We start from the raw sequence: 21,521 nt of genomic DNA on the forward strand, positions 1-21,521 counted from the left end.
TCACTGCCAAGAAAAAAGTCGTCATCAACGGTGGCGGCAGCTTTACCGAATGGAGCAAAGATGGCATCACCCACGGCACCAACGGGTATTGGTTGGAACACGCGGCAGCGCATTTGATGGCGGGGCCGAAAAAACAATCGCAGGTATTTAATGAAAGTCCCGCAACCCGTTACGACGATAAATTCGAATTAACCAATACCGACAAATCAGCACAAGGCAAGGTCCAGTACCAACTTCGCCGCGACGACGATCATACCGAGACTGGTCGCACTGGAACCAATCAACCGATCAACCAACAAAAAAGCGAAGCGCCCGATTCCGTTAAACATTTCATTAAGCCAGTACGCAAGTCAGGAGAACAGCCATGAGCAGTAAATTCGATGAGACCAATGTCGGCGAACGCCTCAGCTTCCCGATGGGCATCACCAAAGACGGTTGGTATTTTTACAGTAACCACTTAACCGAATCCAAATACACCGACCCCGTCAAACTCGTGATGCAGTCGGTCAAAAACATTCCGGTGATTTTTGTGCCGGGGATTATGGGAAGTAATTTGAAAGTTAAAGACGATGAAAAAACCGCTTGGCGGCTGGATGCCACCATAGCGGGGAAACCCGTAACGCTGGCCACTTCTATGATGGGTTTAAATCCAGGGGAGCGTCAAAAGCTACTCGACCCAACAAAGGTGGACGTTGACTACCGTGGCAACGTCCCAGAAAAAATCGTTGGTACCGTCTATCACCAAGACATCTATCGCGAGCGTGGTTGGGGCAGTGTGAGTGAAAGCAGCTATATGTCGTTTTTACTTGATCTTGAAATCGCGCTCAATCCCGAGAATTTTAGAGCCGCGAATAAAACATTTTTAAAAGAATTTAGAACCACAACACCCGCCGACGACCGCGACGACATACTCAGTCGCTATGGTCTGCATAAAGCATTTAAACCGCTTGCAGAAGATCAAATCAAACGCTTTACCAATGCCCGTTATCCAGTGCATGCCTTTGGCTATAACTGGTTAGACGACAACGCAAAAGCCGCCGCCAAACTCAAAGACTATATCGCCCGCACCATCCAATCCTACAACAATGACTTAAGCCGCTGCGAGCAGGTAATTATTATCACCCATTCCATGGGTGGATTGGTCGCACGTTATTGCTCGGAAGTGTTGGGAGCCAAAGAGCAAATTCTGGGCATGATCCACGGCGTCATGCCCGCAAATGGGGCGGCAGTGGCTTACCGCCGTTGCAAAGTCGGTATGCGCGACGAAGACTATTTGGCGGGTCTTGCGATAGGTAATAACGGACCAGAGGTGACTGCCGTATTTGCCCAATCGCCGGGGGCCTTGCAACTACTGCCCAACGCCAATTACGGTCATAGCTGGCTACGATTTAAACCGGACGATAAGCAGACAATCCCATCCCGTCCGCTAGCGCCAGGCCAAGGTAGCGTAGGAGATCCGTATCAAGAAATTTATCTCGAACGTAATCGCTGGTGGGGACTGATACACGAGGAGTGGCTGGCGCCTGTGGATGGCAATAAGTTAGATTGGGAAGATTTTGAAAGAAACCTGAGGGACGCAAAAGACTTCCATATAAATTTAGGCAAGCACTACCACGCCCAAACCTATTCCTTCCATGGTTGTGATGTACCCAGCTTTGATAGTTTGACGTGGGAAATGCGGCAAGGCACCCAACTTGGTAAAACCTACGGCACACCACCCGCCTCAACCGACGTTATGGAAATGAGTTCGGCCACTATCGGCTTTAAGGGCACTAACCCTGAGCTAGTGCGCGGCAACGTCAAGCCCGGTGCTCCTGAGTCTCTGGTTTACTGGCAGCTGCGCGCTGCTCAACAACACGATTTAGGTGATGGCACCGTGCCCGCCCAATCCGCCGCTGCTCCGCGGTTTTATGCGCAGCAAACGTTTGCGTTCCGAGAAATGGCGCACGAACCAGCCTACCAGCATTACTACGCCAAGAAGGCAGTCAATTATGCAGTGGTGCAACTGGCCAACATTGCCAAGATCACCGCATGATGGCTTGGCTGCGGCAGCATAAAACCCTTGTTCTCACTATCGTCATTGCGTCAATCGCACTCTGGTATGCCACGCGCTATCCCACTTACGCCAAATTGGAACCCAAAATGAAATTAAGTCGACAAACCAAACAAACTTGTCTAGGCCGATTGATTTTTACTTTACCAGTCGAATTCAATCAACTCCTCTATCCGGTAAGCAAAGACCGAATTACTAATGCTGGCATCCCTCGTATTGCCTCACTGGATACCACCTTCAAATTCGGCCTGACCAAGGATTGGAAGAAAGCCGAGGTCGGTATCGTGTCACTCAATGCGAATCTCTCCACTTTTACCCAGACAGTACAAGCACAAGTCGCGGCCTTAAAAATGGTAATTAACAATAAAGATCAGACACCTATGCTCATAGAAGTCATCAAAGTTAGCCCTATTAATTACGTCATCAAACGCTATTCGGGAACAGGAAATACTGATTGGTATGCTACGGATCTGCATTTATTGCGAGGTAAAACTCACCTCATCGTAACGGGCGATTCAATGCGTAGCCAAGATCAAAAAGACAGCATTCTATCTAACATCATGGGCAACACCACCACCATCGATTTCACTCGCCCGATCGGCCCTGGCTTTTGTTTAGGGGATGCCTTAATCAACTCCAACCACGATTACGAAATCAGTGATGATGATTATGCGGTTGTGGGGCTTGGAGGTTTAAACCTAACAGTTAGACAAACCAACACCCAAGACCAAGCCACAGGGACATTGTTACAACGGGTCGATAACCAACGTCGTGAATTTGCGCCAGCATTTGAGGGCATTCAATTTAAGGGGCTTCGGCGGGGTACGACTAACATGGCTGGCCTGCCGGCTGAAGAGTTGTTGCAGTATTTGAGCACGGAAAAACAACGCACCATGTTCTATCGGGTAGAAACCACCCCAGGAGAAACGCCGACTCTGCAACGACCAGTATTGATAGTCCATATGTCCGATACCGTCGAATTGCTCGACAGTGCACGCAGGCCAATCAAAGAGCTCGCCCCCAGCCTATCGGAAGAAGATGCACTCTGGGCGTTTGACACCATCAAAAACAGTATGCGTTTGCGTTGAGGTGGCTTATGACTAGATTAATCAATCTCAATAACGCCCAAACCTATTCCTTCCAAGGCTGTGACGTGCCCAGCTTTGATAGCTTGACGTGGAAAATGCGGCAAGGGACCCAACTTGGCAAAAACTACGGCACACCGCCGGCCTCAACCGAGGTTATGGAAATGAGTTCAGCCACCATCGGTTTCAAGGGGAATAATCCTGAGCTAGTGCGCGCCAACGTCAAACCAGACGCTCCGGATGCTCGCGTTTATTGGCAGCTAATCGCTACTCAGCAAAACGGCTGGGGCGCCGGTATCATGCCCATCAAACCCGGCGCTCCGGCTACTCTCGTTTATTGGCAGCTGATCGCTACCAAACAAGACGACTGGGGCGACGGTACCGTGCCCGTCCAATCCGCCGCTGCGCCGCGTTTTTATGCGCAGCAAACGTTTGCGTTCCGAGAAATGTCGCACGAACCGGCCTACCAACATTACTACGCCAAAAAGGCGGTCAATTATGCGGTGGTGCAACTGGCCAACATTGCCCAGATCACCGCATGATGACGTGGCTGCGGCAGCATAAAACCCTTGTTCTCACTATCGTCCTCGCGTCAATCGCACTCTGGTATGCCACGCGCTATCGCACTTACGCCAAATTGGAACCCAAAATGAAATTAAGTCGACAAACCAAACAAACTTGTCTAGGCCGAGTGATTTTTACCTTACCGGTCGAATTTAACTACCGGACACTGCCCCAAGACAAAGGCTATACAACCAATGCAGATATTCCCCAACTCTCTCTACTACCAACGACCTTTAAATTCGGCCTGACCAAGGATTGGAAAAGAGCCGAGGTCGGTATCGTGTCTCTCAATGCCAACCTCGCCAGTTTTACTCAGACAGTGCAAGAACAAATCGCGGCCTTAAAAACGGTGATTAACGGCGAAGATAAGGTACCCATGCTTAAGGAAATCATCAAAGTGACTCCATCCAACTATGTGATCAAGCGCTACTCCAGAACTAGCATCAATGACTATTTCGCTATCGATATACATTTACTCCGCGGTAAAACTCATCTAATTGTGACCACTGGTCCAGATGAAAATATCACCAACTATGACTCGATCACCCAAAACATCATGGGCAACACCACCACCATCGATTTCACTCGCCCGATCGGTCCTGGCTTTTGTTTAGGGGATGCCTTAATCAATTCCAACCACGATTACGAAATCAGTGATGATGATTATGCGGTTGTGGGGCTTGAAGGTTTAAACCTAACAGTTAGACAAACCAACACCCAAGACCAAGCCACAGGAACGTTATTACAACGGGTCGATAGCCAACGTCGGGAATTTGCGCCAGCATTTGAGGGTATTCAATTTAAGGGGCTTCGGCGGGGTGTGACTAACATGGCCGGCCTGCCGGCCGAAGAGTTGTTGCAGTATTTGAGCACGGAAAAAGAACGCACCATGTTCTATCGGGTAGAAACCACCCCAGGAGAAACGCCGACTCTCCAACGACCAGTATTGATAGTCCATATGTCCGATACCGTCGAATTGCTCGACAGTGCCCGCAGGCCAATCAAAGAGCTCGCCCCCAGCCTATCGGAAGAAGATGCACTCTGGGCGTTTGACACCATCAAAAATAGTATGCGTTTGCGTTGAGGTGGCTTATGACTAGATTAATCAATCTCAATAACGCCCAAACCTATTCCTTCCTAGGCTGTGACGTGCCCAGCTTTGATAGCTTGACGTGGGAAATGCGGCAAGGCACTCAACTTGGTAAAAGCTACGGGACACCGCCCGCCTCAACCGACGTTATGGAAATGAGTTCGGCCACCATCGGCTTTAAGGGTACTAACCCTGAGCTAGTGCGTGGCAACGTCAAGCCCGGTGCTCCTGAGTCTCTGGTTTACTGGCAGCTGCGCGCTGCTCAACAACACGATTTAGGTGATGGCACCGTGCCCACCCAATCCGCCGCTGCTCCGCGTTTTTATGCGCAGCAAACGTTTGCGTTCCGAGAAATGTCGCACGAACCGGCCTACCAACATTACTACGCCAAAAAGGCGGTCAATTATGCGGTGGTGCAACTGGCCAACATTGCCCAGATCACCGCATGATGGCTTGGCTGCGGCAGCATAAAACCCTTGTTCTCACTATCGTCATTGCGTCAATCGCACTCTGGTATGCCACGCGCTATCGCACTTACGCCAAATTGGAACCTAAAATGAAATTAAGTCGACAAACCAAACAAACTTGTCTAGGCCGAGTGATTTTTACCTTACCGGTCGAATTTAACTACCGAACACTGTCCCAAAACAAAGGCTATACAACCAATGCAGATATTCCCCAACTCTCTCTACTACCAACGACCTTTAAATTCGGCCTGACCAAGGATTGGAAAAAAGCCGAGGTCGGCATCGTGTCACTCAACGCGAACCTCACCAGTTTTACGCAGACAGTACAAGCACAAGTCGCGGCCTTAAAAATGGTAATTAACAATAAAGATCAGACACCTATGCTCATAGAAGTCATCAAAGTTAGCCCTATTAATTACGTCATCAAACGCTATTCGGGAACAGGAAATACTGATTGGTATGCTACGGATCTGCATTTATTGCGAGGTAAAACTCACCTCATCGTAACGGGCGATTCAATGCGTAGCCAAGATCAAAAAGACAGCATTCTATCTAACATCATGGGCAACACCACCACCATCGATTTCACTCGCCCGATCGGCCCTGGCTTTTGTTTAGGGGATGCCTTAATCAACTCCAACCACGATTACGAAATCAGTGATGATGAGTATGCGGTGATTGGCCTTGGACGTTTAAACCTGAAAGTTAGACAGACCAACACCCAAGATCAAGCCACAGGGACATTGTTACAACGGGTCGATAACCAACGTCGTGAATTTGCGCCAGCATTTGAGGGCATTCAATTTAAGGGGCTTCGGCGGGGTACGACTAACATGGCTGGCTTGCCGGCTGAAGAGTTGTTGCTGTATTTGAGCACGGAAAAAGAACGCACCATGTTCTATCGGGTAGAAACCACCCCAGGAGAAACGCCGACTCTCCAACGACCAGTATTGATAGTCCATATGTCCGATACCGTCGAATTGCTCGACAGTGCCCGCAGGCCAATCAAAGAGCTCGCCCCCAGCCTATCGGAAGAAGATGCGCTATGGGCTTTCGACACCATCAAAAATAGTATGCGTTTGCGTTGAGGTGGCTTATGACTAGATTAATCAATCTCAATAACGCCCAAACCTATTCCTTCCATGGTTGTGATGTTCCCAGCTTTGATAGCTTGACGTGGGAAATGCGGCAAGGCACTCAACTTGGCAAAAGCTACGGCACACCGCCCGCCTCAACCGACGTTATGGAAATGAGTTCGGCCACTATCGGCTTTAAGGGCACTAACCCAGAGCTAGTGCGCGGCAACGTCAAGCCCGGCGCTCCTGACTCTCTGGTTTACTGGCAGCTGCGCGCTGCTCAACAACACGATTTAGGTGATGGCACCGTGCCCACCCAATCCGCCGCTGCTCCGCGTTTTTATGCACAGCAAACCTTTGCTTTCAACGACATGGCGCACGAACCAGCCTACCAGCATTACTACGCCAAGAAGGCGGTCAATTATGCGGTGGTGCAACTGGCCAACATTGCCAAGATCACCGCATGATGGCTTGGCTGCGGCAGCATAAAACCCTTGTTCTCACTATCGTCCTCGCGTCAATCGCACTCTGGTATGCAACGCGCTATCCCACGTACGCCAAATTGGAACCTAAAATGAAATTAAGTCGACAAACCAAACAAACTTGTCTAGGCCGATTGATTTTTACTTTACCAGTCGAATTCAATCAACTCCTCTATCCGGTAAGCAAAGACCGAATTACTAATGCTGGCATCCCTCGGATTGCCTCACTGGATACCACCTTCAAATTCGGCCTGACCAAGGATTGGAAAAAAGCCGAGGTCGGCATCGTGTCACTCAACGCGAACCTCACCAGTTTTACGCAGACAGTACAAGCACAAGTCGCGGCATTAAAAATGGTAATTAACGATGAAGATAAGGTACCTATGCTCATAGAATTCATCAAAGTTACTCCATCCAACTATGTGATCAAACGCTACTCTGGAACCCGAAGCACTGGTTGGTATGCAACTGACCTGCATTTACTGCGAGGTAAGACTCACCTCATCGTAACAAGCGATTCATTGAAGGCGGTGGATGAAAATTTCGATATTCTGCAAAACATCATGGGCAACACCACCACCATCGATTTCAATCGCCCGATCGGCCCTGGCTTTTGTTTAGGGGATGCCTTAATCAACTCCAACCACGATTACGAAATCAGTGATGATGATTATGCGGTTGTGGGCCTTGAAGGTTTAAACCTAACCGTTAGCCAAACCAATACAGAAAGCCAAGCTGAGGGAACTTTATTGGAACGACTCGATAGTCGGCGCCATGAATTTGCTCCACTCTACAAAGGTGTACAAGAGAAAGTCTTGCGACGCGGAAGTACAACAATGGCGGGGATGCAAGCTGAGGAAATATTGGATTACGCAAGTACCGAGAAAGAACGTTACATGTCGTTTACGGTAGAAACATCCCCCGGTAAATCGCCCACTTTCCAGCGCCCAATAATGAGTGTTTCCATCGATCACAGCGTCTATACGCTCGATAGCTCTGGTCGTCGCATTAGCGAAATTGCCCCCAGCCTATCGGAAGAAGATGCACTCTGGGCGTTTGACACCATCAAAAATAGTATGCGTTTGCGTTGAGGTGGCTTATGAATTTATTTGGCAATCGCAGCCATAGCTGGTCTACCGCGGTTGGTGTCGATTAATATTAAATTACTTGGTATTCAAAATCATCCTTCAAAAAAAATCCTCCATTACCAACTGGAGGATTTTTTATTACGCGAAGCTGCGTGGAAAATTCAAGCAGCTTACCAATCACCACCGCCGCTGTCGCCACCGCCACTAGAACCGCTGTCCCATGAGGAGCTATCGTTTAGGCCGAAATCGTTACCTCCCATGTCGTTTGGTGGCACATAATCGTCGCGCGCTACTTGCGGTTGGGGTTCACTGCGACGATCACCGTCGGTGAAGTGGTGCATCAGTTCTTCACCGGCTACCAAACCAGCACCTAGGGCTGCGCCAGTGGCTAGGCTGCCCATTAAACCAGAACCGACACCGCCGCCACCCATAATTGGTGCGCCTGGATAGCCTTGTGGTTGCATCGGCATGCCAGCGCCGTAGCCGCCGCTAACACCGTTTTGCACATAGACGGGTTGCTGATTGCGGTTGCTCATAAACTTGACCGCCAGAACGATAAATCCAACCAACGCCGCTAATACAAAGAACAAGCCCCAAGGAGTTCCGCCCGACGCGGCAGGTGCGTAATTACCTGCCGCTTGGGACTTTACCAAGCTGGGATTTTGTTTGGCTTTGGCGAGTAAGTTGCGTAGGTTTTCAACTGCTTGAGGTTTAGCAAACGGCAAACCGGGTTGCAAGCGATCTGCATTGGCTAATTCGGCTTCAGCGCTGGCGAAGCGGCCTTGCTTGGCTAGCAACTCGGCTTCCACAAAATGCGCTTTTGCGCTGTTTGGATGGTCTTCTAAGACCTTTTGCATCATGTTTTGCGCTTCGTCTAATTTGCCTGCTTTGGCTGTTTCGTAGACTTGGTCGATCGTTGGGTCTTGGGCTGCGTAGGTTGTGACGGAACACAACAAGGCCAAGGACAAGAATGTGGATTGCAACACGGATTTAATTAACATTCCGCTACTCCTTCAAGGATAAAAAACAAACAAGGGACTACAAACAAGGGGCAAAATACATCAAAAGTTGCGCTGACAAAATATTTCTGTGCGTAAACTGGGGACTTTCCGCTTAAATTCAAGGTTTGATGTTTGAATTAAACGCTATGGCTCCCAACCCAAGCCACCCAATCAATTTAAAACGAATGCTGCATTGAAACACAATTAACCGACCAATGCTGCTTCCTAGCGCACCCAATTCAAGCCTAGCTGCCGCGATGTGCTTTCACCAAAGGGCAGTCTTATCATTTTTTTGTGACCGCTGTATTTAATCGCTCTTTCGCTAAACGTTCTTCCAAGCGCTCGCTCGCATTCTCGGCGTAGGCGCGGCAGGCGTTGGGATCAATGAAAGGATTGAGCTTGGCGGTTTTTGTTGCCTGCTTCTCAAATGTATCGACCATGCCAGGATGCGGAGCGAGCAAAATATCGCAAGGTAATCCAGCGACCTTGGCAATACTTTCTTTAAACAGTGGCGCAACATCGGTGTGCTGCGCATCGCCTAAAAAATTAAAGCCGTCCGACGAAATTGGATTCAAGCTGTCGGCGTACACCACATTCAAGCAACGCTCTTTTTCACATGATTTCCATGTCCATGCAGTGCTGCCCGGCGTGTGTCCGGGAGTTGTGTGCGCAGTGATGACCAGATCGCCAACGTGGAGCGATTCGCCGTCTTGCACGATTTGAACTTTATCGACCTTTGGTACATGAAACGGGTTCTTGGGATCGAACTGCGGATCATCCGCGTCAACCGTGCCAGCGATAAGCACTGCCGCACCCGAAGCGCTGGCCGCAACGGTCGCACCGCTGGCCTTCTGCAAGGCGGCGATCCCGCCAGCGTGGTCAAAGTGCGCGTGCGAGTTGACGATCAACTTAATATCTTCAACCCGAAAACCGAGAGCGCGAATGTGCGCTTGAATTAACTTCGCTGACTGGGGCAACGCACCGTCCAACAAGATGTGACCTTGCGGGCTGGTGATGAGAATCGATGACAGTCCTTTGGGGCCGACATACCACGTGTTGCCATACACATTAAACGGCTTTTGTTGCTGATTCCATGACGCGCAGGCACCGCAATTGATGGCCTCGGAATCCGCCAATGCATTAACTGTTATGCCACTGAGTAGGAGAAATAGTCCGAATAGTTTTTTCATGCTTGCTCGCTAAAACGCTTTAGGCGGATTTTAATTTCTTTTGCCAAAAAATCGCTTTACCCATTTCTGGATCAAGTTCGTATCCCGCAAATCCGTTGGCTTTGTAAGCCACCAAAGCGGTATGATTTCCTTCCAATATTTCCATCGTCAGTTTGCAGCAACCAAGGCGCTCGGCGATGGATTCCAGCACTTGCAGCATTTTTCTAAACAAACCTTGGCCGCGATAATTGCTATGTACCACGACGTCGTGCAAATTAAGCAAAGGCTGACAGGCAAAGGTGGAGAAGCCTTCAAAGCTAATAATTAATCCAGCCGGAATCTCGCCATCAAAAGCCAGCACGACGTGTGCAGTTGGTCGCTTGATTAATTCAGCGATCAAATTCGTTTTAACATGTTCCGACAACGGACTAGCGCCACCCATCGGGTCGTTGGCGTAATGATCTAATAAGGTGATTAACGCGTCCGCATGTTTTTGCGCCGACAGATCGGCTTCAATAATAGTCAACATTTATTTTTCTATTCCTAAGTTGTAGGTGTAAAACACGTCGTCGCGTTCATAACCTAAAGATTCATACAAAGCCTGTGCCGTGTAATTGTTTTTAGCCGTGCTTAAATCCAATCGCGCTTTGCCGCTTGATTTAGCATAGTCCTGCGCCGCTAACATCAGCCTTCTGGCAACGCCACGTCCGCGTGCCGAAGGAGCGACGAACAAATCATATAAGACCGCAATTGGCTTGGCTTCAACCGAGCAAAATGTGGGATAGAGTTGGCAAAAACCATCTAATTTATGACCCGGATGGGCTTCTGGATTGTCCGCCACCAAAATGACCGATTCCGCATGTTGCATGCGCTCACGCAAAAAATTTTCCGCCACCGCGCGGTCCGATGGCTGCTCATAAAAAATGCGGTAGGCGTTAAATAAGCTGGCTAATTCAGCCAGGTCATGCTCTTGGGCGAAACGGATAGTAGTATTTGTTGGCATCTTTGCCTCCCCCTTAAATTCATTATTATTGTGCGGGCTGGGCCGCTGGAATTTGCCAACAAGCGGCCATCCATGATAATTGCTTTCTTAAGCTCTGCGCCAATGGTTGATAACGCGCATCTAGCGTGCTCGCTAACCAAAACAACTGGTCGCTCGATTTAGGTTCCCACTGTCCGGTAAAGCCGGGCACACCAGCATCGCGTCGTTGCAAATCAAATTTGACGGTGGTGTTGACGTATTCTTGATGCGTTTTTTCTCCGCTTGCATACGGCACTAACCAGTCAATCGCCACCGTCAAAGTCACGCCATTATCAGCGCGCAAAGTGAGCCAATCTTGCCCCATTGTGTTGGCGGCCATCGCAGCGCGAACTAGCGGTTCTAAGTTATACACCACGTAATGCAGGGCATCGCGCTCTTCAAAATCAATGCTGGTTCCGTCGGGGTGCAGATTTTGATTTAACTGTTTTATAAATTGCCAACGTGCCGCATCCAATAAGCGCTGGTCACCTAACGCTGCTGCCGACATCGTTGCGATTTTGATGCGGTGGCTTTGCCAATTATTGATCCAGGTGTTTTTCCCGGGCTTGGAATAATGCTGCATTTGATCTAAATAGCCGGTGGCAAAACGGTGCAACAAAGCAGCGACTTTGTCGCGCGTGGCTTGCGGTAAATCAGCTTGGATCAACGCGAAAGCGTCAATGATGGTGTCAAAATCGGTTTCATCAATTGGGTTAAAACTCGGTTGATAAATCGTCGCCCAAGCATCCAATATTGGAGCTAATTGGTTCAAGACACGTTGATCTTTGTTAGCGCGCCAAAGCAAGGCCAAATTACGAATTAACGGAAAGTCTTTTTTAGCCTCAATACTTTGGTCCCAAATTCCTTGGTGCGGCAAGGTGCCCTCGGTGTGAAGGCGAGCGATCGCGCGTGGTTGCGATGTTTCTGCCAAACGCTTATCGACGTCGCGCTGCAACGCTTGAATCGCCGCAGTTGGCGCTGGGTCCGCATTACACCACGATGCCGCCTGCGCGCTGTAAATCACACCAATCATAAGCAGAATAAACAAGCTACTTTTGCGTAGAGCAAAACTACCTTGCAGAGAAAAATAGGCTTGCATAATTAGCGCAGCTCCAATTATTCACCCAAATATGCCGCTTGGACTTTGGGGTCAGTTAGCATCGATTGGGCGTCGCCGCTGATAGTGATCAAACCCGATTCCATCACATAACCGCGATTTGCTGCTTGCAATGCTAATTTGGCGTTTTGCTCAACCAATAAAATCGGTACGCCTTGCTTAGACACATCACGAATCACCTCAAAAATCTTTTCCACCATAATCGGTGACAAGCCCATCGAAGGTTCATCCAACAACAATAACTTGGGATGACTCATCAACGCGCGCGCCATGGCCAGCATCTGCTGCTCGCCGCCGGATAAGGTACCTGCCAATTGCGCAGCGCGTTCTTTTAGGCGCGGGAAAACGCTAAACCATTTTTCAATATCGGCCTCTATGTCGGCTTTATCGTTGCGGATAAACGCGCCCATCATTAAGTTTTCATGGATGCTCATGCGGGTAAATACGCCCCGCCCTTCGGGCACCATCGCCAAGCCTTGGTGAATTAATTGATGCGCTGGCACGCCAGCGAGCGTTTTATCGAAGTACTCAATACGACCTTCCATTTTTCCCGAAGGCAGCGTTCCGGTGATCGCTTTTAAAGTCGTGGTTTTACCCGCGCCATTGGCGCCAATCAAGGTGATCAATTCGCCTTGATTAACTTCCAGATCAATTCCTTTGACGGCTTTGATTCCGCCATACGCCACTTTAAGGCCGCTAATTTTTAATACTGACTGACTCATTAATGAGCACCTCCTAAATAGGCCTCAATGACGGCGGGATTTTTTTGTATTTCAGCAGGCAGACCTTCGGCAATTGGTTTGCCGTAATCGAGCACCGTTAAGCGGTCGCACAAACCCATCATTAATTTGACGTCATGTTCGATCAGTAAAATGGTTTTACCTTCGGCTTGGATTTTGACTAGTAATTCACGCAGGGCTAATTTCTCGGTGGCGTTCATTCCGGCAGCCGGTTCATCCAACGCCAATAATTGCGGATCGGTTGCTAAAGCGCGGGCAATTTCCAAGCGCCGCTGATCGCCGTAGGATAAAAATTTAGACGTGCGTCCAGCAAATTGGCCGATGCCGACAAAATCCAATAACTCTTGCGCACGCTGACGAATTTCTTGCTCTTCACGACGCGCAGCCGGATGTCGGAAAATCGCGCCGAATACACCTTGGCGCGTGCGCACATGGCGACCGACCATGACGTTTTCTAGTGCCGTCATTTCGCCAAACAAGCGAATGTTTTGAAAAGTACGCGCAATCCCGACTTTAGCCACTTCATGCGGAGCGGAAGGCGAATAGGCTTTGCCCGCCAATTCAAACTTACCAGAATCAGGTTGATACAAGCCGGTAATGACATTAAACAAGGTGGTCTTGCCCGCACCGTTCGGCCCGATTAAGCCGTAAATATCGCCTTGTTTAATTTGAATACTGACGTTTGATAAGGCTTGCAAACCGCCAAAACTTTTGTTGACGTCTTCGATGTTCAACATAATTTGTGCACTCATGTTGTTGGGCTCCTTAGGCTGTTGCGCTGGTTTGGTCAGACTTAAGCGCTGGCGCTTCCTCAGCATCCATTCGGTCTTCGTGCTTGGGCGCAGGCCACAAACCAGAAGGACGATTGAGCATAATCAACACCATCGCTAAACCGTATAACAACTGACGCAATACCTCGGCTTCGACCAGCACTTTGCCAAATAAAGTCATTTGAATTGGCTCCACCACATGACGCAATACTTCTGGCAGCGCAGCTAAGAGCGCGCCACCTAAAATGACGCCGGGAATATGACCGATCCCGCCTAAAACCACCATCGCCAAGACCGCGATCGATTCTTCTAAAGAAAACGATTCAGGTGACACAAAACCTTGAAACGCGGCGAACATGGCGCCAGCAACTCCGGCAAACGACGCGCCCATGGAGAAAGCCAATAATTTCACATTGCGCGTGTTAATCCCCATCGCCTTGGCCGCCACTTCATCTTCACGAATCGCCACCCAAGCGCGACCCAAGCGCGAATGCTGCAAGCGCGCCGTGACAAAAACAATCACCACGCACAACATCAGGAACAGGAAATAGTAAGCGTTGACCGAAGGCATAGAAAAATTACCGATAAACACCGTCGCTCGGGAGCCTTCTTCACCAGCTAAAGACAAGCCAAAAACGCGGATCGGATCGATCATATTAATGCCTTGTGGACCATTGGTGATATTGACTGGTGCATTCAAATTATTCATAAAAATTCGAATAATTTCACCGAAACCTAAGGTCACAATAGCCAGATAATCGCCGCGCAATTTCAAGGTTGGCGCACCCAATAACGCACCGAACAAACCAGCCAATGCGGCACCGAGCGGCACGATTACCCAAACCGACAAATGAATCCCGTTTTGGACAATTTCTGGCCCGCAAACACGAACCAAAAATTCGCCTACGTCAGGGTAGGTATTGATAAACGATTCCAACACAGCAGCAAATTGAGGCGACGCCAGCAAGGCGGTCATGTATGCACCAACTGCATAGAACGCGATGTAGCCCAAATCCAGCAAGCCGGCAAAACCGACCACAATGTTTAAGCCCAAAGCCAGCATGATGTAGAGCAGCGCCATATCGACAATCCGCACCCACGAATTGCCAAAATTAGCCGCGACAAATGGGAAGACCAACAACGCAACGGCGAACAGCACATAACTGGACAAGGCGCGGGTTGGATTTTTTTTCATATCAAATAGCGACATGCAAGCCTCCTTAAGCGCGGTCCGCAACACGTTCACCCATGATGCCGGAGGGACGCACTGTCAGAACAATAATCAATACCACGAAGGCGAAAATATCTTGGTAATTACTACCCAACATGCCGCCCGTCAGGTCGCCGATATAGCCCGCGCCGAAGCTCTCGATCAATCCCAAGATAATCCCACCGGCCATCGCACCGTAAATGTTACCGATACCGCCTAACACCGCAGCACAAAAGGCTTTTAAGCCAGGCATAAATCCCATCGAGAATTGCGCGGAGGAGTAATTCGCGCCCCACATTACGCCAGCTATTGCCGCCAGCAATGCGCCGATGGCAAACGTCGCGACGATGACTTTATTGGTGTCCACGCCCATCAAGCCAGCAACGCGCGGATTCTCAGCAGTGGCACGCATGGCGCGACCGAGTTTGGTTTTTTCGACCAATAAAACCAAACCAAACATGGCGGCGGTAGCCATGACTAATAGCATTGCTTGGGTAGGAGAAATCACCGCACCACCAATCTCGATTGGGTCAGACGAGAGCACTTGCGGGAATGAAATCGGGCTGCGACCCCAGATCATCATGGCGAACGTTTTTAATAAAATGGACACGCCAATCGCGGTAATCAACGGTGCCAAGCGCGGTGCATTCCGCAGGCGGCGATACGCGACGCGCTCAATAATCACATTGACCAATATACAAACCGGAATCGCACCAACAATGGCAATGAGCAGTTTGACGATACCGGGTAAATCGGGCGCGAAGGTGTTGAGCAAATTAATGATCGTCAGCCCGACCATCGCACCGATCATCAACACATCACCGTGCGCGAAGTTAATCAAATTCAGCACGCCATAAACCATCGTGTAACCGAGCGCGATCAGTGCATAGACGCTGCCCAAGACCAAGCTATTGATGATTTGCTGGATAAAAGTATCCATATTGTCTCTTCTCTCTTCTGGTTAACTAATCAGGTAAAGCCCATATTAAAACGGCACTCATTTTTCAATGGAGTGCCGATTCAGTGGCAATACGTTGTCGTGCTTAATGGAATCTTCAATGGCAAGTTAGTTCGTTATGGTGAGTGATTATACGGTGAATCCGTGCAGCAACAAATGGAATCACGCACCAATTTCGCTCGGCAAAATGCGCTTTGCCTGCGACGTTAGCGAGGTAAGCAAAAATTATTCCCATTGAGCAGAGCTAACACCATCGGACGCGGTTTGAACTTGCTTGCGGTGACTGAATTGAGCTTAGTTGATTGAGCTTAGTTGATTGAATTCGAGCAGAAAGGACGAAGCGAAGCGCGAAGTGATGCGAAGGCCAGAACTACATCCGACCAGAGAGCGGTTTATGCTAAAGAAGCGGCCTGTCAATGGCAGGAATTCGGTTCAAGCGTGGCACGGTGGCCGTTCTGCGTCGAACCACCAAGGCGCCCACGAAGGACGCCCCCAGCGGTAATCAGGCAAACTGGGTTGAGAAAAACTGTTTACAGCCCTTTAGGCAATGGAAAAGCGACGTGTTCTTCCACGCCATCCAACACGCGCACGCTTTTCGCGCCCAAGGTTTTGAGCGCATCAATAACTTCTTGCACCAAGACTTCCGGCGCTGATGCGCCAGCGGTGACACCGATGCGCTGGCAATCTTTAAGCCAATTAGGATCAATTTGTTTGGCGTTATCGACCATGTAGGCCGCCGTACCTTTTTTCTCGGCTACTTCGCGCAAGCGGTTGGAATTGGAACTGTTCGGGCTTCCCACAACAATTACGGCATCGACTTGCGGGGCCATGAATTTGACCGCTTCTTGACGATTGGTGGTGGCGTAGCAAATATCGGTTTTTTTCGGTTCCGCAATCGATGGAAACTTGCGCTTTAACGCGGCGATGATATCGGCGGTATCGTCCACCGACAACGTTGTTTGCGATACGTAGGCCAACATCTCGGGCGATTTAACTGCTAACTTTTCTACGTCTTCCGCGGTTTCGACCAGATACATGCCTTCGTCGGCTTGCCCCATCGTACCTTCGACTTCGGGATGACCTTCGTGCCCAATCATGATAATTTCACGCCCTTCGCGGCGCATTTTGGTGACTTCTACATGGACTTTGGTCACTAACGGGCAGGTCGCATCGAAAATGGTTAAACCACGCTCGGCTGCCTCTTTGCGTACTTCCAAGGACACGCCATGCGCTGAAAAAATCACGGTATTTCCAGCCGGAACGTCGGCCAATTCTTCAATAAACACCGCGCCCTTATTGCGTAAATCACTGACCACATACGCGTTATGCACGATTTCATGGCGCACATAAATTGGCGCACCAAATTGCTTTAAAGCGCGTTCAACGATTTCAATTGCGCGGTCAACGCCGGCGCAAAAACCGCGCGGCTGGGCTAATAAAATTTCTTTATCCATGTTCATTATTGAAGAGTAAAAACGTAAGGAATAACGCAGGGTTACAGTATGCCGATGATGCGCACTTCAAAAATCACGTCTTGTCCGGCCAACGGATGATTGAAATCAAATAAGCCCGATTCGGCATCAATACTGCGCAATACGCCTGCAAATTTACCGCCCGATGGAGCATAAAACTCGACCAAATCACCGACCACATATTCTTCGCCCATGGCGGAATTTTCTTGCAATGTCGCGCGCGAAACGTGTTGGATTAAATCAGGATTGCGTGGGCCATAAGCTTGTTCTGGTGGCAGCTCAAAAGTTTGATGCGCGCCTTCGGCCAAGCCAATTAATTTATCTTCCATCGCCGGAGCCAATTGCCCCATCCCGAGCTGCAACGTGGCGGGATTCTCTTTAAAGGTGCTAATAATTTCCGTGCCATCTTTGGCGGCCAGTCGGTAATGCAAAGTCAAATAAGAATTTGGTTTAACGACGGGAACTGAATTCTGGGTTGATTGTGTTGTCATAAATTATACAAATCGGCGAGCAAATGAAAGTAAGCCGACATTGTACATTGCAGCGCGGATTCGTATTTCCCCAATCTGCGCCTCAAACTCACTTTTTTGATCTAGGATGATTTATGTCCATCACTGACTGGCCCGAAGACCAGCGCCCGCGCGAACGTCTCATCAAACTTGGGGCGGCGGCGCTGTCGGACGCCGAATTGCTAGCCGTTTTTTTGCGCGTTGGGGTAAAAGGCAAAAGCGCCGTTGAATTAGGCCACGAAATGCTCAGCCATTTTGGCTCGCTGCAAGGCTTGTTCTCGGCTCCAATGGGAAGTTTTTCCTTAATTCACGGACTCGGACCAGCCAAATATGCCCAGTTGCAAGCCGTATTAGAACTCGCCAACCGCGCTCTAGCCGAACAGCTTAAAGAAAACTGCACACTCAATTCTCCCCAAGCGGTAAAACACTATTTGCAGCTTTTAATCGGCAATAAGTCGTTTGAAACTTTTGTAGTGTTGTTTTTAGACGTTAAAAATCGCTTAATCCAGAGCGAGGAACTATTTCGCGGCAGCCTAACTCGCGCCAGCGTTTATCCGCGTGAAATTGTAAAACGCGCCCTGCACCACAACTGCGCCGCGGTAATCCTGGCGCACAACCATCCTTCGGGCCACACCGAGCCCAGCAGCTCCGATATTGAACTCACCAACGAGCTTAAGAAGGCGCTGAGCTTGGTCGAGATCAAGGTCTTAGATCACATTGTGGTCGCGGGCAACCGGGCACATTCCTTTGCCGAACATGGCTTGATCTAAGTTATGTTTCTGCAACGACTTATAATTGTTAAATTTACCGAACATAAAAGACACAATTAATTTCAGCAAGTCGTTGATATTTCATCAGATTTTAGATATACTTTCGTTTTTTCCAATTTCGGAAAACTTTTAAGGAGTGTGCCATGGCTCGTGTATGCCAAGTCACTGGGAAAGGGCCGATGGTCGGCAATAACGTTTCTCATGCAAATAACAAAACAAAACGCCGCTTTTTGCCTAACTTGCAAAATCGTCGTTTCTTCGTGGAATCTGAAAATCGTTGGGTTTCTTTACGTTTATCAAACGCTGGCTTACGCATCATCGACAAAATCGGTATCGATGCTGTATTAAGTGATTTACGCGCCCGTGGCGAAAAAGTCTAAGCGAACTATTTTAGGAAAATATCATGGCTAAATCAGGGCGTGACAAAATCAAATTAGAATCGACTGCAGGTACAGGTCATTTCTACACAACATCAAAAAACAAGCGCAGCATGCCTGAAAAAATGGAGATCATGAAGTTTGATCCCAAGGCACGTAAGCATGTTATCTACAAAGAAACCAAAATTAAATAATTGGCTATTTGCTAGTGATGCACAAGAAACCGCTTTTAAGCGGTTTTTTTGTGTCCGCGTAGTTTGCAGCCACCACCAAGCAATACTCAAATCACCCCACCGCGCAACAACATCAGGCGCTAATCACATCTTCCGTCCAATTTTCCAATTCGCAGTCCATTTAAAATACAAAGCTTTCGAGCTAAATTAACATTTTTGCGCACGATTTTTTAACCTAATGTTTACAGAGGGATTCCTGTTGAAATAAGTTAACTACAGAAGGCTAACATCATGAATATGTTACGAAGCTTGCGCCTGTCTCATCGATTAGCCGTTTTAATCGCCCTTTTTTCAGCAGGTTTCATTGTGTACGGAGTCTGGTCTTTCAAAATCCTCAACGACCTCAAAGTCACCGGTCCGGTGTATCAAAAAATCATTGCAGGAAAAGATTTAATTGGCGATGTGCTGCCGCCGCCCGAATACATATTGGAATCCTATTTAGTGAGCTTCCAACTCCTATCGACCGACGATAAGGCCGAACAAGACAAGCTGATTGAACATTTTAAAGCGCTCAAAACCGAGTTTGACACGCGCCACGATTATTGGGCCAAAGCGGGTTTAGATCCCGATATTGCCGAAGCGCTGTTAAAAGCTTCGAGCGAACCAGCAGTGGCTTTTTACAATACGGCGTTGACAGAATTCATTCCCGCTGTCCAACGACAGGACAACGAGGGCAAGTCGGCCGCCATGCTCAAAATGAAAAAAAGTTATGAAACCCATTTAGCGGCGATTAATCGACTGGTCGACATTACCAACAAGCGATCAGAAGAAGTCGAGTCCCAATCCGCAAACCAAGTCATTTCATCCAGTTTTCATTTAGCCATTATTCTCACGATCTCACTTGGTTTAGGAGTCGCCGGCGCCATCATCATCACCAAAAGCATAGTTACACCATTAAACGAGGCAATCCACATTGCCCATGTGGTGGCTTCTGGCGATCTAACCGGCAACATCGTGAGCGAATTCACGGATGAGCCAGGCCAATTGTTGGGCGCCATGCAAAAAATGAGTGACAGCTTGTCCGAAGCAATCGGGCAAGTACAAGTCAGCACGGAGACGATCTCCTTAGCCTCTAAAGAAATCGCGGCTGGCAACATGAATTTATCGGCGCGCACGGAAGCGCAAGCGAGCTCGTTAGAAGAAACGGCCGCATCGATGGAGCAACTCACCTCCACCGTCAAACATAATTCCGATAACGCCATCCAAGCCAACAAACTCGCTCAAGCCGCGTCCGAAGTAGCTGTCCGTGGCGGGGCCGTGGTATCCGAAGTGGTCAGCACCATGGGAACGATTAACGAATCGGCCAGAAAAATTGTCGACATTATCAGCGTCATCGACGGCATCGCCTTTCAGACTAATATTTTGGCCTTAAATGCGGCGGTCGAAGCAGCGCGGGCTGGGGAGCAAGGGCGCGGTTTTGCAGTCGTGGCGGCTGAAGTGCGTAATCTTGCACAACGTTCTGCCGCTGCCGCAAAAGAAATTAAGGAATTAATCGGCAACTCTGTTTCCAACGTGGACGCCGGAAGTAAGCTAGTCAATGAAGCCGGCTCAACCATGACCGAAGTGGTTGAGAGCATACGCCGCGTAACCGAAATCATGGCTGAGATTACGTCAGCCAGCCAAGAGCAATTTCAGGGCATCAGCCAAGTGAATCAAGCGGTGGTCGAAATGGACAACGTCACTCAACAAAATTCCGCCTTGGTAGAAGAAGCGGCAGCCGCTGCCAGCGCACTTGAAGAGCAAACTGTGCAATTACGCGAGGTTGCCAAGACATTTAAATTGCGCATGGCTTAGGCCGAGCCCTACGCCCAAAATTGGGGCATTGTTGTGCTTACTGGGCTTGCCAAATGTAGTGGCTTCAACGCTGCTCCACGAGGTCTAAAAGTCGCCTGATAAGCAATCGGTATTTTTGCTCTGACGTATCGGCCAAGGCTAGTTCACGCGAAGACCGCGTATCGTCATAGGGGATAGGCTGCGCAAATTGGCTAACGGTTAAATCCCATTTCCGACCATCAATCGCATTATAAAAATGCGTTCCGCCAATGGTCTTTGTGGACAAAATTTCCCCGCCAAAATAATCCTGCACCACCAACGACGTGACGCTACAGTGGTTTTGCGCTGGGTTACTGGCCGACCAGCCATTCGATGGGCTGGCCGTATCCGCAGCCCACACTTGGGCGATCAGGCGATACAAGTCAACCGGGGTCGATACATTTGCTAAGGCGCGAGTTGGCGTGATTTGTTGCGACATCTAAATTTACCCTTTCAA

The 21,521-nt window shown here is 49.1% G+C and carries 25 protein-coding genes; 13 read left to right on the forward strand and 12 right to left on the reverse strand.

Translation table 11 applies throughout. From position 1 onward, the window contains the following. The 9 genes from E2I14_RS14655 to E2I14_RS14695 all read left to right on the forward strand — a co-directional run. The coding region (locus E2I14_RS14655; protein ID WP_133329859.1) for a DUF2345 domain-containing protein at positions 1 to 368 on the forward strand (368 nt) is incomplete at its 5' end. Next, complete coding sequence (locus E2I14_RS14660; protein ID WP_133329861.1) at positions 365 to 2,035, forward strand: esterase/lipase family protein; 1,671 nt, start codon at positions 365 to 367, stop codon at positions 2,033 to 2,035. The genes E2I14_RS14655 and E2I14_RS14660, both read left to right, overlap by 4 nt. Positions 2,036 to 2,142: 107 nt before the next feature. Next, positions 2,143 to 3,141: a T6SS immunity protein Tli4 family protein gene (locus E2I14_RS14665; RefSeq protein ID WP_133329863.1), complete on the forward strand. Its 999-nt coding sequence runs from the start codon at positions 2,143 to 2,145 to the stop codon at positions 3,139 to 3,141. An 8-nt stretch (positions 3,142 to 3,149) separates the two neighbouring features. Further along, a complete protein-coding gene (locus E2I14_RS14670) occupies positions 3,150 to 3,680 on the forward strand; it encodes a hypothetical protein (RefSeq protein WP_133329865.1) in 531 nt (176 codons plus the stop codon). A gap of 107 nt (positions 3,681 to 3,787) precedes the next feature. Further along, positions 3,788 to 4,786 (forward strand): T6SS immunity protein Tli4 family protein, encoded by a 999-nt coding sequence (locus E2I14_RS14675; protein WP_133329867.1) that lies wholly within the window; start codon positions 3,788 to 3,790, stop codon positions 4,784 to 4,786. Between the two features lie 8 nt (positions 4,787 to 4,794). Then, positions 4,795 to 5,241, forward strand: a complete 447-nt coding sequence (locus E2I14_RS14680) for a hypothetical protein (protein WP_133329868.1) — start codon at positions 4,795 to 4,797, stop codon at positions 5,239 to 5,241. Between the two features lie 107 nt (positions 5,242 to 5,348). Continuing rightward, on the forward strand, positions 5,349 to 6,347 hold the full coding sequence (locus E2I14_RS14685) for a T6SS immunity protein Tli4 family protein (protein ID WP_133329870.1): 999 nt from the start codon (positions 5,349 to 5,351) through the stop codon (positions 6,345 to 6,347). Positions 6,348 to 6,355: 8 nt separating this feature from the next. Further along, on the forward strand, positions 6,356 to 6,802 hold the full coding sequence (locus E2I14_RS14690; protein ID WP_133329872.1) for a hypothetical protein: 447 nt from the start codon (positions 6,356 to 6,358) through the stop codon (positions 6,800 to 6,802). Between the two features lie 107 nt (positions 6,803 to 6,909). After that, the gene (locus E2I14_RS14695; RefSeq protein WP_133329874.1) at positions 6,910 to 7,908 is read left to right on the forward strand and encodes a T6SS immunity protein Tli4 family protein; all 999 of its coding nucleotides are present in this window, start codon (positions 6,910 to 6,912) and stop codon (positions 7,906 to 7,908) included. Positions 7,909 to 8,075: 167 nt separating this feature from the next. Here E2I14_RS14695 and E2I14_RS14700 read toward each other — a convergent pair whose 3' ends face one another. The 11 genes from E2I14_RS14700 to E2I14_RS14750 form a co-directional block, all read right to left on the reverse strand. Next, a complete protein-coding gene (locus E2I14_RS14700; RefSeq protein ID WP_133329876.1) occupies positions 8,076 to 8,906 on the reverse strand; it encodes a tetratricopeptide repeat protein in 831 nt (276 codons plus the stop codon). A gap of 284 nt (positions 8,907 to 9,190) precedes the next feature. Then, positions 9,191 to 10,096 carry a subclass B3 metallo-beta-lactamase gene (gene bla / locus E2I14_RS14705; RefSeq protein WP_133329878.1) on the reverse strand — a complete coding sequence of 302 codons (906 nt, stop codon included), beginning with the start codon at positions 10,094 to 10,096 and terminating at the stop codon, positions 9,191 to 9,193. A 19-nt stretch (positions 10,097 to 10,115) separates the two neighbouring features. Then, positions 10,116 to 10,604 carry a GNAT family N-acetyltransferase gene (locus E2I14_RS14710; protein ID WP_133329880.1) on the reverse strand — a complete coding sequence of 163 codons (489 nt, stop codon included), beginning with the start codon at positions 10,602 to 10,604 and terminating at the stop codon, positions 10,116 to 10,118. Continuing rightward, a complete protein-coding gene (locus E2I14_RS14715; protein ID WP_133329882.1) occupies positions 10,605 to 11,078 on the reverse strand; it encodes a GNAT family N-acetyltransferase in 474 nt (157 codons plus the stop codon). Positions 11,079 to 11,103: 25 nt separating this feature from the next. After that, on the reverse strand, positions 11,104 to 12,195 hold the full coding sequence (locus E2I14_RS14720) for an alginate lyase family protein (protein WP_133329884.1): 1,092 nt from the start codon (positions 12,193 to 12,195) through the stop codon (positions 11,104 to 11,106). Between the two features lie 17 nt (positions 12,196 to 12,212). Beyond that, on the reverse strand, positions 12,213 to 12,935 hold the full coding sequence (locus E2I14_RS14725) for an ABC transporter ATP-binding protein (protein ID WP_133329886.1): 723 nt from the start codon (positions 12,933 to 12,935) through the stop codon (positions 12,213 to 12,215). Next, the gene (locus E2I14_RS14730; protein ID WP_133329888.1) at positions 12,935 to 13,705 is read right to left on the reverse strand and encodes an ABC transporter ATP-binding protein; all 771 of its coding nucleotides are present in this window, start codon (positions 13,703 to 13,705) and stop codon (positions 12,935 to 12,937) included. The genes E2I14_RS14725 and E2I14_RS14730 overlap by 1 nt, the downstream gene beginning before the upstream one ends. Before the next feature lie 13 nt (positions 13,706 to 13,718). Continuing rightward, positions 13,719 to 14,933: an ABC transporter permease subunit gene (locus E2I14_RS14735; RefSeq protein WP_133329890.1), complete on the reverse strand. Its 1,215-nt coding sequence runs from the start codon at positions 14,931 to 14,933 to the stop codon at positions 13,719 to 13,721. Between the two features lie 10 nt (positions 14,934 to 14,943). Then, a complete protein-coding gene (locus E2I14_RS14740; protein WP_133329892.1) occupies positions 14,944 to 15,873 on the reverse strand; it encodes a branched-chain amino acid ABC transporter permease in 930 nt (309 codons plus the stop codon). 548 nt (positions 15,874 to 16,421) lie between these two features. Next, positions 16,422 to 17,351 carry a 4-hydroxy-3-methylbut-2-enyl diphosphate reductase gene (gene ispH, locus E2I14_RS14745; protein WP_133329894.1) on the reverse strand — a complete coding sequence of 310 codons (930 nt, stop codon included), beginning with the start codon at positions 17,349 to 17,351 and terminating at the stop codon, positions 16,422 to 16,424. A 35-nt stretch (positions 17,352 to 17,386) separates the two neighbouring features. Continuing rightward, positions 17,387 to 17,854 carry an FKBP-type peptidyl-prolyl cis-trans isomerase gene (locus tag E2I14_RS14750; protein ID WP_133329896.1) on the reverse strand — a complete coding sequence of 156 codons (468 nt, stop codon included), beginning with the start codon at positions 17,852 to 17,854 and terminating at the stop codon, positions 17,387 to 17,389. Positions 17,855 to 17,967: 113 nt separating this feature from the next. On the opposite strand from E2I14_RS14750, the gene radC reads away from it, so the two are divergent. The 4 genes from radC to E2I14_RS14770 all read left to right on the forward strand — a co-directional run bounded on the left by radC (position 17,968) and on the right by E2I14_RS14770 (position 21,046). After that, positions 17,968 to 18,642, forward strand: a complete 675-nt coding sequence (radC, locus tag E2I14_RS14755; RefSeq protein WP_133329898.1) for a RadC family protein — start codon at positions 17,968 to 17,970, stop codon at positions 18,640 to 18,642. A 143-nt stretch (positions 18,643 to 18,785) separates the two neighbouring features. After that, positions 18,786 to 19,022: a 50S ribosomal protein L28 gene (gene rpmB / locus E2I14_RS14760; protein ID WP_133329900.1), complete on the forward strand. Its 237-nt coding sequence runs from the start codon at positions 18,786 to 18,788 to the stop codon at positions 19,020 to 19,022. Between the two features lie 23 nt (positions 19,023 to 19,045). Then, positions 19,046 to 19,213 carry a 50S ribosomal protein L33 gene (rpmG, locus tag E2I14_RS14765; protein WP_105532956.1) on the forward strand — a complete coding sequence of 56 codons (168 nt, stop codon included), beginning with the start codon at positions 19,046 to 19,048 and terminating at the stop codon, positions 19,211 to 19,213. Positions 19,214 to 19,483: 270 nt separating this feature from the next. Next, on the forward strand, positions 19,484 to 21,046 hold the full coding sequence (locus tag E2I14_RS14770) for a methyl-accepting chemotaxis protein (RefSeq protein ID WP_227544754.1): 1,563 nt from the start codon (positions 19,484 to 19,486) through the stop codon (positions 21,044 to 21,046). Between the two features lie 64 nt (positions 21,047 to 21,110). Here E2I14_RS14770 and E2I14_RS14775 read toward each other — a convergent pair whose 3' ends face one another. After that, positions 21,111 to 21,503 carry a YunG family protein gene (locus E2I14_RS14775; protein WP_133329902.1) on the reverse strand — a complete coding sequence of 131 codons (393 nt, stop codon included), beginning with the start codon at positions 21,501 to 21,503 and terminating at the stop codon, positions 21,111 to 21,113. Positions 21,504 to 21,521 lie beyond the last annotated feature (18 nt).

The organism is Sapientia aquatica (assembly GCF_004358105.1).
In the GTDB taxonomy this organism is placed as follows: Bacteria; Pseudomonadota; Gammaproteobacteria; order Burkholderiales; family Burkholderiaceae_D; genus Solimicrobium; species Solimicrobium aquaticum.